Origin of the sequence: Bordetella genomosp. 10, from assembly GCF_002261225.1 — a bacterium.
In the GTDB taxonomy this organism is placed as follows: Bacteria; Pseudomonadota; Gammaproteobacteria; order Burkholderiales; family Burkholderiaceae_B; genus Bordetella_C.
In genome coordinates this window covers 2,881,791-2,895,586 of sequence record NZ_NEVM01000005.1, presented here as the reverse complement: position 1 = coordinate 2,895,586, position 13,796 = coordinate 2,881,791, and the positions used below count along the sequence as shown (strand labels likewise).

The following is a 13,796-nucleotide window of genomic DNA, read 5'->3' as shown; positions in this document are numbered from 1 at the left end:
TCGCTCCCGTTGCGTCCCGCTTCAGAAAAGCTTCAGAAGAAGCCCAGTTTCTTCGGGCTGTAGCTGACCAGCAGGTTCTTGGTCTGCTGATAATGGTCCAGCATCATCTTGTGGTTTTCGCGCCCGATGCCCGACTGCTTGTACCCGCCGAACGCCGCGTGCGCCGGATAGGCGTGATAGCAGTTGGTCCACACGCGGCCCGCCTGGATCGCGCGTCCCATGCGATAGGCGGTATTGCCGTCGCGCGACCAGACCCCCGCGCCCAGGCCGTACAGCGTGTCGTTGGCGATGGCCAGCGCGTCGTCGGCGTCCTTGAAGGAGGTCACCGCCACCACCGGCCCGAAGATTTCCTCCTGGAACACGCGCATATTGTTCTTGCCCTCGAACACCGTGGGCTGCACGTAATAGCCGTCCTTCAACTCGCCCGGCAGTTGCGCGCGCGCGCCGCCGGCCAGCACCTTGGCGCCTTCCTGCTTGCCGATATCCAGGTAGGACAAGATCTTCTCCAACTGCTCGCTGGAGGCCTGCGCGCCTATCATGGTGTCGGCGTCCAGCGGGTTGCCCTGCTTGATCGCGGCCACGCGCTTGAGCGCGCGCTCCATGAAACGGTCGTAGATGGATTCCTGGATCAGCGCGCGGCTGGGGCAGGTGCAGACCTCGCCCTGGTTCAGCGCGAACATCACGAAACCCTCGATGGCCTTGTCGAAGAAATCGTCATCCTGCGCGGCCACGTCGGCGAAGAAGATGTTGGGCGACTTGCCGCCCAGCTCCAGCGTCACGGGGATGAGGTTCTGCGCGGCGTACTGCATGATCAGGCGGCCGGTGGTGGTCTCGCCGGTGAACGCGATCTTGGCGATGCGCTTGTTGGACGCCAGCGGCTTGCCCGCTTCCAGGCCGAAGCCGGTGACGATGTTGAGCACCCCCGGCGGCAGCACGTCGGCAATGAGCTCGGCCAGCACCATGATGCCGGTGGGCGTCTGCTCGGCCGGCTTGATCACCACGCAATTGCCGGCGGCCAGCGCCGGGGCCAGCTTCCAGGCCGCCATCAGGATGGGGAAGTTCCAGGGAATGATCTGGCCGACCACGCCCAGCGGCTCCTTGAAGTGGTAGGCCACGGTATCTGCGTCGATTTCCGAGAGCCCGCCTTCCTGCGCGCGGATGGCCGCCGCGTAGTAGCGGAAGTGGTCGACGGCCAGGGGGATGTCGGCGGCGCGCGCTTCGCGTATCGGCTTGCCGTTGTCCCACGTCTCCGCCGTGGCCAGCAGTTCCAGGTTGGCCTCGATGATGTCGGCGATGCGGGACAGCATGCGGGCCCGCTCGGCCACCGAGGTCTTGCCCCAGGCGGGCGCGGCCTTGTGCGCCGCATCCAGCGCCAGCTCGATGTCGCGCGCGGTGGAGCGCGCATTGCGCGACAGCACCTGGCCGGTGATCGGCGTCACATTGTCGAAATACTGTCCCTCGACGGGCGCCTGCCAGCCGCCGCCGATGAAGTTGTCGTACTGTTTCTTGAAATTGACGGGCGTGCCGTAGGCATCCGGCGCGACGCGGGTAGCGGTGTCCATGGTGTCTCCTTTCGAATGGCCCCGGGTTGGGGGGCAGCCCTGCGACGGGCCTGCTTCTCCTTCTTGCAATATGCATGCCAATCCGGCGCGGCGGTCCCGGCCCGGCCGCGGAACGTATGGGAACGAACGTATAGGAACGTTACGCGCGTGGACAAGGGCGGGGGCGCGTGCGAAAGTACGCGATAATCGCCGGCCGCTGGCGCGCGCCGGACCGCCCTGTCGCGTTTTGCGACAGCGGACGGCGACAGGTGTCGCAGAACGCCTACCGGAGACCATCATGTCCATCCCGTCCCACCAGGCCGCGCTCAGTGCCGCGCGCCGGCTGTTCCGGCAGAAGGGTGTCGTCCCGGAACACGTGCTGGCCGAACCCATCCTGCGCTCATGGCGCCGCTGCGCCGAGTCCGGGCAGGACATGCGCGGCGCCCGCCCGCCGGAACTGCTGACCCAGGCCGAGCTGCGCCAGGAACTGGACCGCCACGCGGCCTTGCGCCGGCTGTGCGGGCCGGTCATGGCGGAGATGAAGCGGCGGGCGCGGGACGCCGGCGGACTGGTGGTGCTCACTGACGCCGCCGGCCTGGTCCTGGACAGCGGCGGCAGCCTCGACTTTCTCGACTGCGCCAGCCTGCTGGCGCTGGCGCCCGGCGCCTGCTGGAGCGAATCGGCGGCCGGCACCAACGCCATCGGGACGGCGCTGGTCGAACGCCGCGCCATCGCCGTGCAGGGCGCCGAGCATTATTTCGAGCCCAACCGGGTGCTCACCTGCGCCGCCATGCCCATCCTGGACCCCGCCGGCCGCACCCTGGGCCTGCTGGACCTGACCTGCCATGCCGACGGCCGCTGGGCCGGCGCGGGCGACAGCCTGCGCGCGGCGATCGACAGGGTGGAGCGCGCGCTGTTCGAGGACCTGGCGGGGTCTTGCATGCTGTTATGCCTGCACGAGCGGCCCGACGGCCTGGCGCGCGACACCGCGGCCTTGCTGGCTTTCGACGGCGACGTGCTGGCGGCGGCCAATCGCCACGCGCTGGCCCTGCTCGGCATCGACCGCGCCGGCCTGGGCGTGTTCCGCTACGACGACCTTTTCGCGGGAACGCCCGGCCAGGCCGCCGCCGACGGGCGCCTGCACCGCCAGGACGGGCGGATGCTGCACGCGCAGGTGCGCTGGCCCGGCCATGGCCCGGCCGGCCCGGCGCGCGAGGCGAGCCTGATCGGCATCGGCGGCGTCACCCCCGTCAGTCCGGTGCGGACCGATCCGCCCGTGCCCCCGGTTCCTCCCGCGGCGCCGGTCACCCGCGAACCCGCGCATCCCGCGCAGGATCGCCCCGCGCCGGACGGCCTGCCGCAAGATCGCCGCGCACGGAATCGCGATGCGCAAGACGGCGACGACGCGCGCGCCGTCGCGCGTGGCAGGGCCGCTCCGTCCCCATCCTATTGGTTCGATCCCGCCACCCTGGGCGAACTGGCGCGTACGGTGCGCCTGCTGGATGCGGGCGTGGCGGTGCTGCTGCAAGGCGAGACGGGCGTGGGCAAGGAGGTCTTCGCGCGCCAGATGCATCAGCGCAGCGCGCGCGCCGGCGGTCCTTTCGTGGCGGTCAATTGCGCCGCGCTGCCGGAAACCCTGATCGAATCGGAATTGTTCGGCTATGAGGACGGCGCCTTCACCGGCGCGCGCCGCCAGGGCAGCAAGGGCCTGCTGCGCCAGGCCCACGGCGGGGTCCTGTTCCTGGACGAGATCGGCGACATGCCCTTGCCCTTGCAGGCGCGGCTGCTGCGTGTGCTGCAGGCGCGCGAAGTCACGCCGCTGGGCGGCGGCCGGGCGGTGCCTGTGGATTTCGCGCTGATCTGCGCCACGCACCAGGCGCTGGACATCGGCGCGGGCCATGGCGACGGCATCGGTGCGGCCGGCGCGGCGGGGATGGGCGCCATGGCGGGCGCGGGCGGCATTTCCACCGCGCGCGCGGCGCCGGCCTTGGCCGTGAGCGGCCCGGTCCGCAGCGATCTGTATTTCCGCATCGCCGAATACACGGTGCGCCTGCCGGCCCTGCGCGAGCATGCCGACCGCGCCGCCATCGTGCGCGCGCTGTGGCGCGCGTCCGGCAATGCCCCCGACGCCGGCCCGCGCCTGCCCGCCGACGTGATGCGCCTGCTGGCCGACTACGCATGGCCGGGCAATTTCCGCCAGTTGTCGACGACCCTGCGGACGCTGCGCGTGCTGGCCGGCGACGAGGACGTGCGGGTCGATATGTTGTCGGCCGATATCCGCGGCGCCTTGCCGGTCCTGGACCGCGATGCGGCGGCCGGCACCCTGCAAGGCCAAACCGACGCCGCCATCCGCGCGGCGTTGCAGGCCTGCGGCGGCAACGTCAGCCAAGCCGCGCGCCGCCTGGGCGTGCATCGCAGCACCTTGTACCGCCGCGTCAAGAACGGCGTGGCCTGAGGGCGTCCGCCAGGCGTCAGGCGATCAGCCGCGCCAGTTCCGCGCCCGGGTCCGGCGCGCGCATGAAGGCTTCGCCGACCAGGAAGGCGTCCACGCCCTTCGAGCGCATCAACTGGACGTCCTCGGGCTTGAGGATGCCGCTTTCCGTGACGACGCGGCGGCCGGCGGGAATGCGCGGCAGCAGGTCGAGCGTGTTGCGCAGCGAGGTCTCGAAGGTGCGCAGATTGCGGTTGTTGATGCCCAGCAGCGGCGTGCGCATGTCCAGCGCCACTTCCAGTTCCTGCGCGTCGTGCACTTCCACCAGCACGTCCATGCCCAGTTCCATCGCGCAGGCTTCCATTTCCTTGAGCTGGGCGGGCGTCAGCGCCGCCGCGATGAGCAGCACGCAGTCCGCGCCCAGCGCGCGCGCCTTGATGATCTGGTAGGGATCGATGACGAAGTCCTTGCGCAGCACCGGCAGCGGGCAGGACGCGCGGGCCTGGCGCAGATGATCGTGCGAACCCTGGAAGAACTGCACGTCGGTCAACACCGACAGGCAGGCGGCCCCGTGCACCGCATACGACGCGGCGATCTCGGCGGGGTTGAAGTTTTCGCGCAATACGCCGCGCGAGGGCGAGGCCTTCTTGATCTCGGCGATGACGCCGGGCTTGCCGGCGGCGATCTTGTCTTCGATGGCTTGCGCGAAACCGCGCACGTCCTGGCGGGCCTGCGCTTCGCGCAGCAACTCCGCTTCGCTGCGCATCTGGCGCGCGGTGGCGACTTCCTCGGCCTTGACGGCGAGGATCTTCGCAAGAATGTCGTTCATCTCAAATGTTCCCGTTCAGAACTTCCGGGTGTAGGCGCAGAATTGTTCCAACTTGTCCCGGGCAGCGCCGTTAGCAATGGTTTCAAAAGCGAGCTTCAAGCCCGCGTCGATGGAAGGCGCGCCATTCCCCGCGTAAATCGCCAGACCGGCATTCAATGCGACGATGTCGCGCGCGGGCCCGGCCTTGCCGGACAAGGCCTCGACGATCAGCGCGCGCGATTCCTCCCGATTGGACACCTTGATGCCGCGATTGGACATCATGGATAGCCCGTAGTCTTCCGGATGGATTTCATACTCGCTGATGACGCCGTCCTTCAGCTCGCCGATCATGGTGGCGGCGCCCAGCGAAGCCTCGTCCATTCCGTCCTTGCCATGCACCACCAGCACGTGGCGCGAACCCAGCCGCTCCAGCACGCGCACCTGGATGCCGACCAGGTCCGGATGGAACACGCCCATCAACTGGTTGGCCGCCGAGGCGGGGTTGGTCAATGGACCGAGGATATTGAAAATGGTTCGCACGCCCAGTTCCTTGCGCACCGCCGCCACGTTCTTCATGGCGCCATGATGGGCCGGCGCGAACATGAAGCCGATGCCCGTGGCCTCGATGCACTCGGCCACCTGCGCGGGCGTCAATTGCAGGTTGGCGCCCAGGGCTTCCAGGACGTCGGCGCTGCCGGAGGACGACGACGCGCTGCGATTGCCGTGCTTGGCGATCTTCACGCCGGCCGCCGCGGCCACGAACATGGCCGTGGTCGAGATGTTGAACGTGTGGCTGCCGTCGCCGCCGGTTCCGCACATATCCAGCAGTTGTTCCGGATAGGGCGTTTCCACCGGGGTCGCGAATTCGCGCATGACCTGGGCGGCGGCGGTGATTTCGCCTACCGTTTCCTTCTTGACGCGCAGGCCCATCAGCAGCGCGCTGGCGATCTGCGGCGACATCTCGCCGCGCATCAATAGACGCATCAGGTGCAGCATTTCGTCGTGAAAGATTTCACGATGCTCGATGCAACGGGTCAGCGCTTCGGTGGGGGAAATGGTCATGGTCTACGCCTTTGCGGCTTGTTCGCGGCTTGTCGTCACAGGTTCAGGAAGTTGCGCATGAGCGCGTGGCCATGCTCGCTCAATACCGATTCCGGATGGAACTGTACTCCGTAAATCGGCAGCGTTTTATGACGAACGCCCATGATGTCGCCGTCCTCGGCCGTGGCGGTCACCTGCAGGCAGTCCGGCAGCGTGGCGGGATCGATGGTCAGCGAGTTGTAGCGGATCACCGTGTAGGGCGAGGGCAGGCCCGTGAATATGTCCGTACCCGTATGCGTAATACGCACCGTCTTGCCGTGCATGATCTGCGGCGCGCGCACGATGTCGCCGCCGAAGGCGGTGCCGATGGCCTGGTGGCCCAGGCACACGCCCAGGATGGGCAGCTTGCCCGCGAATTCCTTGATCAGCGCCACCGAGATGCCGGCCTCGTTGGGCGAGCAGGGGCCGGGCGAGACGCAGATGCGGTCCGGCTTCATGGCGTGGATTTCTTCCAGGGTGATCTGGTCGTTGCGAGCCACCTTGACGTCCTCGCCCAATTCGCCGAAGTACTGCACGAGGTTGTAGGTGAAGGAGTCGTAGTTGTCGAGCATCAGGAGTTTAGACATTGCAAATCCTTGATCTGGAAGATAAAACTTCAGGAATCCGTCGTCGTTATACACAGCGCCATACGCGTCTGCACGGGATTTCAGGGGATGGAAGCCCGGAATGTGGAAGCCCTGGGCGCGCGCGACCGCAGCGCCGGCTTCGTGCGAGGCAGCAGACTATGGCGGGAAGGATCTGAGGGCATCGAGCGTCTCCTTGGGTGTTGGAGCCGCCGTGCCGGAGAGCGCTATACCTTGCTAGCCGTTACGGCGGCAAGGTGCGGGAATGTCCGCAACGACGTGCCGCTTCCTATTGGAAGCGCCACCATTGAGCAATGCAGGTCGAAGCGGTACGGGTCATGGCAGACCGGAAAATCCTGTGAGTCGAAGAGGCCGGATACAGCCAGCCCCTTGAGGTTTCTCTCTTGGCGGTGATTCTACCATGAACCTTGGGAATGGACGCCAGCGGACCGTGCGGGAACGGCGTTGCGCGCCGTGATATAAGTCTAGCGGCCTGGCCCGGCACGGACCAGGCCGATAACGATGAGCGCCGTCTTTCGGGAGTCTATTGTTGCACTGGCTCGTTCGTCTACGCTTGGCCTGGCGCCAGATCACCACCACGTTTCCTTCACGGGCCCGGCTGGCCGCGCGCGATGCGCTGGCGACCGCGCTGGCTTGCGCGGTGGCGTGGCTCCTGGCGGTGCGGCTGTGGGGCCACCAGCACCCCACCTTTGCCCTGGTCAGCGCCGTGGTGTGCCTGGCGCCGGGCGTGCCCAGCCACCTCAAGCAGGCGCGCAACCTGGTGATCGGCTGCGCGCTCGGCATCGTGATGGGCGAGCTGATGTGGCAATTGCCGGACACCTACCCGCTGGTCCGCATGAGCGTCGGCATGTTCTTCGCCATCCTGGCGGGCGCCGTCATCGGCCCGACGCCGGTGGTGCCTATCCAGGCCGGCGTGTCGGTGGCGCTGGTGCTGGCCATGGGGCCAAGCACGGCGGGCGGCACGCGCCTGCTCGACGTCCTGCTGGGCGCCGCGGTCGGGCTGCTGTTCAGCCAGGTGCTGTTCACGTCCAACCCCTTCAAGGACATAGGGCGCGCCGCCTCCGACTTCCTGCTGCAGATCGGCAATGGCCTGGACCGGTCGCTCAAGGCCTGCGAGGCGCGCAGCGGCGATGCCGCCGAGGCGGCGCTGGGCCGCCTGCAGCAGGCGCAGGAATCCCTGGCCGCCTTGCGCGCCGCCGTGGCGGAGGCGCAGGTCAGCAAGCGCTGGTCGCTGCGGGGACGGCTCAATGCCGGACGCATCGCCTTCGTCGCGCGCCGTTACGATCGCCATGCGGTGCGCGCCTATGCCGTGGCGCTCCTGCTGGCCGAAAGCCTGAGCCGCGCCATCTCGCATACGAATACGGCGCCGCCCGCCGCGGTGACGGCGTATTGCCAATGGCTGTCCGACAGTTGCATGGCGCTGGCCAAGGAGTCCGCGGTGGTCGTGCTCAATGACGACGACCCGCGCGCCCGCTGGACTGCCCTCCTGTCGCTGCGCGACCGCCTCCCCGAGGGAGGATTCGCGCTTGGGGCGGCCCGGCGCGCTCATATGGGCCCGCGGCCACAATCCGCCGCCGCGGACGCGTCCATGCCGGCGCCCGAGTGGGCCCTGGTGCGGGACAACGCCCAGCAACTGGAGGACGCCTTGCGGGCGCTGCTCGGGTCGCGCGACGCGTGAGCCCGGCTTTGCCCGGTCCTGGCCTTATTGCGCCGGCGCCGCCGCCTTGTCGAGGAACCAGAGCAGGTCGCCGCGCGGCGCGACCAGGCCGGCCGGCGTGTTGGGATCGTGGCGGCGCGCCCGCGCGACCGGCTCGCGCTTGGCCGCGCCCTGGGCCAGGAAGGCCACCGTGTCGGCGCTGTCCAGCACGGGATAGGTCAGCGTGATGCGCGGTTCGGGCTTCTGGCCGACCACTGCCGCCACCCATTCCTTTTCCTCCAGCAACTGCGGCGCGCCGGGAAACAGGGAGGCGGTGTGGCCGTCGTCGCCGATGCCCAGCAGGTTGAGGTCGAACAGCGGGCGGTTGGGATCCAGCCGGTCGGCGCCGTAGAAATCGCGCAACGTCTGCGCATAACGTTGCGCGGCCGATTCGGGCGTGCCGTCGGTGGGCACGGCATGCACGTTGGCGGGCGGGATGGGCACGTGGTCGATCAGCGCCAGCTTCGCCATGCGGTAGTTGCTGTCCGGGTGATCGTGCGGCACGAAGCGTTCGTCGCCCCAGAACAGGTGGACCCGCTTCCAGTCGATGCGGCGGGCCAGGTCGGGACGGGCCAGTCTTTCATACAGCGGCTTGGGCGTGGACCCGCCGGACAGGGCCAGGGCGTAGCGGTCCTCGCTGGCCTCGATGTGTTCCACCAGCCACTTGGCGGCGCCTTCGATCAATTCGGCGGGCGTGGCGTAGACATGCAAGGTGCCGCTGGCGGCGGGAGTACGGGAAGATCCGGTCATGGCTTGCTCCAGGTTGAGGACCTCGTGGAGAGGTCCCGAGGGTTGGGGCCAGGGGGGCGGTTCCATCCAGGCGCGCCGGCCGTCGGGCTTCACGCGGCAACCGGCGCGCGGGACATGCATACGGCATGCCCGGGAGTCGTTGAGCTTAGTCCTTTTTCTCGACGTGGCCGCCGAAGCCGAAGCGCATGGCGGACAGGATCTTGTCCGCATACGTATGTTCCTGGCGTGAACGGAAACGCGCGAACAGGGCGCCGGCCAGGACAGGCACCGGCACCGCCTGCTCGACCGCCGCGTCGATGGTCCAGCGGCCTTCGCCGCTGTCGGCCACTTCGCCGGAGAAGGTGCTCAGTTCGGCGTCGCGCGCCAGCGCGATGGCCGTCAGGTCGAGCAGCCAGGACGACACCACGCTGCCCCGGCGCCACACCTCGGCGACGTCGGCGACGTTGATCGGCAGGCGCTGGTCCTCGGGCAGGGCGTCCGAACCCTTGGAACGCAGCAGGTCGAAGCCTTCCGCGTAGGCCTGCATCAGGCCGTATTCGATGCCGTTGTGCACCATCTTGACGAAATGGCCGGCGCCCGCGGGGCCGGCATGGATGTAGCCCTGTTCGGCGCGCGGGTCGCTGCCTTCGCGGCCGGGCGTGCGCGGGATGTCGCCCAGGCCGGGCGCCAGGCAGGCGAAGATGGGGTCGAGGTGGTCGACCACCTTTTTCTCGCCGCCTATCATCATGCAGTAGCCGCGCTCCAGGCCCCACACGCCGCCGGACGTGCCGACGTCGACATACTCGATGCCGCGGCCGGCGAGGGCCCGGGCGCGCCGCATGTCGTCCTTGTACATGGTGTTGCCGCCGTCGATGATGACGTCGCCGGGCTGCATCAGCCCCGCCAGCTCGTCGATGGTGGCTTCCGTGATGGCGCCGGCGGGCAGCATGACCCATACCGCGCGCGGCGCGGGCAGGGCCTGCACCAGTTCGGCGACGCTGGCCGCGCCGCCGCCGCCATCGGCGCGCAGGGCGCCGACCGCCGCCTCGGCGCGGTCGTATCCGGTCACGGCATGGCCGCCGCGCAGCAGGCGGCGGGCGATGTTGGCGCCCATCCGGCCCAGGCCGATCAATCCTATGTGCATGTTCTTTCCTTCCAAGGCAGGGGCCCATGAGGGCGGCGACGCTGGCCGGCCGCCCGGCCCGACCCCCGCTACTTTATCGCGCCGGCGGATCTGACGCCTAGCTGTCGTGCCGCGATTGCCGTTTCGCCGCCACGCCCGCGAGCAGGCGGGAGATAACGAGGCGGTTCCCGGGCGGTCCGGCGGCTGCCGGGCGGGCGCCGGCGGTTCTACCTTCGCGGATATGCATTTATCGCTTTTATACAGGCAACCTTTGAAGGTAAACTTCATATATTCCCTTCCCGACCCAGGCCGCGCGGCGGCGTCTCTCGTCATCCCGCGGCGTGTTTCGGCTTTCCGGGCGTCCTTTCCCGAGGACGTCCATCCGTCCAGGCATCTCCATGACCACCCCGCGCGCCCGTTCGGGCACCCAGGAAACGCTGCGCATCGCGGCCGACCTGCGCGCCTCCATGAGCCGTTTGCGCCGGCGCTTGCGCGAGGAGGCGCCGGCGGCGGCCCTGACGTGGCCGCAGATCAGCGTGGTGGCGCAACTGGAACGGCTGGCCCGCGCCACGGTGAGCACGCTGGCGCGCGCCGAAGGGGTGAAGCCGCAGACGATGGGCGCCCTGGTGGCCGCCCTGCACGAAGGCGGCTACGCGGAAGGCGTCGCCGACCCGCACGATGGCCGCCAGACCCTGTGGTCGCTGACGCCCAAGGGCCAGGCCTGGTTCAAGACGCACCGGGCGGTGCGCGAGGACTGGCTGTCCGGCGCCATCCATGCGCGCCTGGACCCGGCCGAGCGCAAGACGCTGGCGCAGGCCGTGCAATTGCTGGAAAGGCTGGCGCAGGCATGAACAGAGCCCTGTCCCTGCCTCGCATCGTCCCGCCCCGCCTGCGCGCCTGGGGCCTGCTCGCCGCCGTGTCCGCCTTGCTGGCCGCGCTGCTGCATCATGCGGGCCTGCCGGCCGGCCTGATGCTGGGCCCCATGCTGGCCGCCGTGCTGGCGATGATGGCCGGCATGCAGGTGCATCTGTCCGGTTCCTTGTTCATCGCGGCGCAGGGCCTGATCGGTTGCATGATCGCGCGCGGCATCCCGCCTTCGGTCGTGGGCACGGTGGGCGACAAGTGGCCCTTGTTCTTCGGCGGCGTGGCCGCCGTGACCGTCGCGGCCAATGGCCTGGGGTGGCTGCTGGCGCGCCTGCGCGTGTTTCCGGGCACCACCGCGGTGTGGGGCGCGTCCCCCGGCGCCGCCGCCGCGATGACCCTGATGGCGGAATCCTACGGCGCCGATACGCGGCTGGTGGCGTTCATGCAATACCTGCGCGTGGTGTGCGTGGCCGTGGTCGCGTCCCTGGTGGCGCACGTCTTCGTGGAGAGCGGCGCGCCGGAAGCGCCGCCGCCCGTGGCGATGGACTGGTTTCCGCCGGTGTCGCCCTGGTCCTTGCTGGGCACGCTGTTGCTGGCGCTGGGCGGAGCCTGGCTGGGGCGCGTGCTGCGCATCCCGGCCGGCGCGCTGCTGCTGCCCATGGCGATCGGCATCGTCCTGCACCTGGTGGAAGGGGTGACGCTGGAACTGCCCCCCTGGCTGCTCGCCCTGGCGTACGCCGTCGTCGGCTGGAATATCGGGCTGCGCTTCACCCGTCCCATCCTGGCGGTGGCGTGGCGGGCGCTGCCCAAGGTGCTGGTGTCGACTTTCCTGTTGATCGGCATCTGCGGTTTGTTCGCCGTGGCCCTGGTGGACTGGGCCGGCATCGATCCCCTGACCGCTTACCTGGCCACCAGCCCCGGCGGCGCCGACTCGGTCGCCATCATCGCGGCCACCAGCCACGACGTGGACATGTCCTTCGTGCTGGCGATGCAGACGCTGCGCTTCGTGCTGGTGGTGATGACGGGGCCCGCCATCGCCCGCTTCATCGCCGCCCGCGTCACGCGCGGCCGGCCGGCCGAGGGCCTGTAGCAGGCCGTGTCGACAGGCCGCGCGTCGGGCTCCGTGGCTATCGCGAGAGGGCGTTCGCGTCGCGTGCCGCCATGCCAGTGCGCGCGGCAGGGATAGCGGGTGGCGCGCCATCCGTCTCGTCTTCGTCGATAAAAGCAATATCGCTGAAGTTGTCCTCGGACAGTCTCCGGTATTCGCCGGGCTCAGCGGTCGCTTCGGTCGCTCCTGTCGCGCCCGGCCATGTGAAGGCTGGCCGGAGTCTTCGCGCCGGAGATGGGCTGGCGGCGGCTTCCGTCGGGATCAAGGGGGCACCGATGTCCTTCGACAGGATATCGCCGCCTGGCGCGGGCCCGAACCAGGCACGGATTCTTTCCCTGGCGCGATGGACGATCCCCATGATCGCGGCCGGCAGACGCCGCATCTGCGGCAGACGCTGCCGGATTCCGGTCCACAGCCTGACCATCCTCGGCGCACGCGCTCGCTGTCCTGCCGCGGACGGCGCCTTTCCATACGGCCGAGATGGCGAAAGTTCGTCGGCCGTGGGCGGCACGTCCAGCGGCGGCAAGCGCAAGGCAGGATGCTTTCTTTCCTTCACTTGCAGGAGCACCTGTTCCAGGCAAGCCAGATGTTCCACGAATTCCGCGCGCAGCAGCGTGTATGCGTCCGCGTCGCCGGTGGCGGCATCCTGGACTTGGTACGCGTCCTGGTTGCCCCAGGACTTCAGGAAGCCGGAGGTCTGCGGCCATGCCGGAAAGGATGCGAGGATGTCCGCGTAGGAGGGGTATTCCAGGAGCTGGCAAAGTGTTGCGACGCTGCGCAGCGGGCCGTCTCCCGAGCCTTTCGCCTTTCCCCCTTCCTCGATGAATCCGCCGTTGCGGTAGTACTCGGCCTGCTGGTCCAGGCTGGCGAGCCGGGTCAGGTCCTGGCGCAGCCGGCGCGCCTTGGCCCAGGCCGTCTGTATCGGCGCCATGCGGATTTCCTCGGGCAATCGATCCATGAGCCGGGCGGCTTCGTTTGCCTTGTCGCACGAAGCGCCGTCGCGGTCGAGCAGCGCGTTGGGCACGGGCGGCGGCGCATGCGCCAACCGCGGCGGATCCGTATCGGCGGCCGAAAGGGCATCGCCAGGTACGGGGGCGTCACGGAAAGACACGTCGTGGAGGGAGGCGCCACGGAAAGATGCACCGCGGAAGGAAGCGCTGCGGCTCGAAGGGAGGGACACGTCATCCCGGGACGCCCACGCCTCTTCGTTGGAACTGCTGGCATAGCCGGCGTCCGACGAGATATCGGACCCAAGGTTCCACGCATCCTCCGACGCAAGCGCCAGCGAGGCCAGGGACGCCGACGACGGTCGGCGGCTGCCGGGAGCGGCGTCCGCGGACTCGGGAAGACGGGCAAACCGGGGAAAATCAAGACGCGACGCCCCCATGTCATCCCCCGCGCTGTCCTGGGCGGCAGGCGCCGGATCGGTGCCGGGGCGCATGGCGCGCTTTTCAGGATGCGCCCCGGACATGATGGCGCGGACCTCCGCGGTGTCCATCATGAGAAAGTATTCGACCGAGCGGAACAGGGCTCTTTGCGTGCCCTTCCTGACCGTGATGGCCGGCACGGGCGGGCCGAGACGCCGCAGCGCCTGGATCTGCGCCGGCTCTAATACAACGTCTGCCGGGCCGGAGCCGGCGAGCGGGGGCGGGAAAGTCATGGCGGAGGCCTCTCAACAGGTTGGAAGTCCGGCCGGGCTCGCATGCCCGGCCGGCCCTATTGCGCTGGTGAGTAACCGCCTGGGACGATAGGTTCGTCCCCGTCAGGACAGGCCGGCGCCGTGTCCCGCCCACTTCCGGGACACGACGCCA

At 69.0% G+C, this 13,796-nt stretch carries 11 protein-coding genes; 4 read left to right on the top strand and 7 right to left on the bottom strand.

Translation table 11 applies throughout. From position 1 onward, the window contains the following. Positions 1–32: 32 nt before the first annotated feature. Positions 33–1,562, bottom strand: a complete 1,530-nt coding sequence (gene adh / locus CAL29_RS28955; protein ID WP_094856321.1) for an aldehyde dehydrogenase — start codon at positions 1,560–1,562, stop codon at positions 33–35. Positions 1,563–1,839: 277 nt separating this feature from the next. Between adh and CAL29_RS28950 the strand changes: the two genes are divergently transcribed. After that, positions 1,840–3,996: a sigma-54-dependent Fis family transcriptional regulator gene (locus tag CAL29_RS28950; RefSeq protein WP_179284216.1), complete on the top strand. Its 2,157-nt coding sequence runs from the start codon at positions 1,840–1,842 to the stop codon at positions 3,994–3,996. Positions 3,997–4,012: 16 nt separating this feature from the next. Here CAL29_RS28950 and trpC read toward each other — a convergent pair whose 3' ends face one another. Genes trpC through CAL29_RS28935 form a run of 3 tightly spaced genes read right to left on the bottom strand, consistent with a single transcriptional unit; the run spans position 4,013 to position 6,447 of the window. Beyond that, on the bottom strand, positions 4,013–4,801 hold the full coding sequence (gene trpC / locus CAL29_RS28945) for an indole-3-glycerol phosphate synthase TrpC (protein ID WP_094856319.1): 789 nt from the start codon (positions 4,799–4,801) through the stop codon (positions 4,013–4,015). Positions 4,802–4,816: 15 nt separating this feature from the next. Further along, entirely contained in the window at positions 4,817–5,842 is a 1,026-nt protein-coding gene (trpD, locus tag CAL29_RS28940) for an anthranilate phosphoribosyltransferase (protein ID WP_094856318.1), read from the bottom strand. Positions 5,843–5,877: 35 nt separating this feature from the next. Next, positions 5,878–6,447 carry an anthranilate synthase component II gene (locus CAL29_RS28935; protein ID WP_094856317.1) on the bottom strand — a complete coding sequence of 190 codons (570 nt, stop codon included), beginning with the start codon at positions 6,445–6,447 and terminating at the stop codon, positions 5,878–5,880. A gap of 547 nt (positions 6,448–6,994) precedes the next feature. Between CAL29_RS28935 and CAL29_RS28930 the strand changes: the two genes are divergently transcribed. After that, positions 6,995–8,143: an FUSC family protein gene (locus tag CAL29_RS28930; protein WP_094856316.1), complete on the top strand. Its 1,149-nt coding sequence runs from the start codon at positions 6,995–6,997 to the stop codon at positions 8,141–8,143. A gap of 24 nt (positions 8,144–8,167) precedes the next feature. Here CAL29_RS28930 and pgl read toward each other — a convergent pair whose 3' ends face one another. Together pgl and gnd are read right to left on the bottom strand one after the other, a co-directional pair. After that, entirely contained in the window at positions 8,168–8,911 is a 744-nt protein-coding gene (pgl, locus tag CAL29_RS28925) for a 6-phosphogluconolactonase (protein WP_094856315.1), read from the bottom strand. 145 nt (positions 8,912–9,056) lie between these two features. Next, a complete protein-coding gene (gene gnd, locus CAL29_RS28920; RefSeq protein WP_256977789.1) occupies positions 9,057–10,301 on the bottom strand; it encodes a phosphogluconate dehydrogenase (NAD(+)-dependent, decarboxylating) in 1,245 nt (414 codons plus the stop codon). Between the two features lie 110 nt (positions 10,302–10,411). Between gnd and CAL29_RS28915 the strand changes: the two genes are divergently transcribed. Both CAL29_RS28915 and CAL29_RS28910 read left to right on the top strand, forming a co-directional pair. Then, the gene (locus CAL29_RS28915) at positions 10,412–10,864 is read left to right on the top strand and encodes a MarR family winged helix-turn-helix transcriptional regulator (RefSeq protein ID WP_094856313.1); all 453 of its coding nucleotides are present in this window, start codon (positions 10,412–10,414) and stop codon (positions 10,862–10,864) included. Continuing rightward, positions 10,861–11,967 carry an AbrB family transcriptional regulator gene (locus CAL29_RS28910; protein ID WP_094856312.1) on the top strand — a complete coding sequence of 369 codons (1,107 nt, stop codon included), beginning with the start codon at positions 10,861–10,863 and terminating at the stop codon, positions 11,965–11,967. Before CAL29_RS28915 ends, CAL29_RS28910 begins: the two co-directional genes overlap by 4 nt. Before the next feature lie 37 nt (positions 11,968–12,004). Here CAL29_RS28910 and CAL29_RS28905 read toward each other — a convergent pair whose 3' ends face one another. Next, a complete protein-coding gene (locus CAL29_RS28905; protein ID WP_094856311.1) occupies positions 12,005–13,645 on the bottom strand; it encodes a hypothetical protein in 1,641 nt (546 codons plus the stop codon). Positions 13,646–13,796: the final 151 nt, after the last annotated feature.

Bases quoted from the DNA above. Each gene is read 5' to 3' on its own strand.
- adh (WP_094856321.1), bottom strand. From the start codon at position 1,562: ATGGACACCGCTACCCGCGTCGCGCCGGATGCCTACGGCACGCCCGTC.
- CAL29_RS28950 (WP_179284216.1), top strand. From the start codon at position 1,840: ATGTCCATCCCGTCCCACCAGGCCGCGCTCAGTGCCGCGCGCCGGCTG.
- trpC (WP_094856319.1), bottom strand. From the start codon at position 4,801: ATGAACGACATTCTTGCGAAGATCCTCGCCGTCAAGGCCGAGGAAGTC.
- trpD (WP_094856318.1), bottom strand. From the start codon at position 5,842: ATGACCATTTCCCCCACCGAAGCGCTGACCCGTTGCATCGAGCATCGT.
- CAL29_RS28935 (WP_094856317.1), bottom strand. From the start codon at position 6,447: ATGTCTAAACTCCTGATGCTCGACAACTACGACTCCTTCACCTACAAC.
- pgl (WP_094856315.1), bottom strand. From the start codon at position 8,911: ATGACCGGATCTTCCCGTACTCCCGCCGCCAGCGGCACCTTGCATGTC.
- gnd (WP_256977789.1), bottom strand. From the start codon at position 10,301: ATGAAGTTTACCTTCAAAGGTTGCCTGTATAAAAGCGATAAATGCATA.
- CAL29_RS28915 (WP_094856313.1), top strand. From the start codon at position 10,412: ATGACCACCCCGCGCGCCCGTTCGGGCACCCAGGAAACGCTGCGCATC.
- CAL29_RS28910 (WP_094856312.1), top strand. From the start codon at position 10,861: ATGAACAGAGCCCTGTCCCTGCCTCGCATCGTCCCGCCCCGCCTGCGC.
- CAL29_RS28905 (WP_094856311.1), bottom strand. From the start codon at position 13,645: ATGACTTTCCCGCCCCCGCTCGCCGGCTCCGGCCCGGCAGACGTTGTA.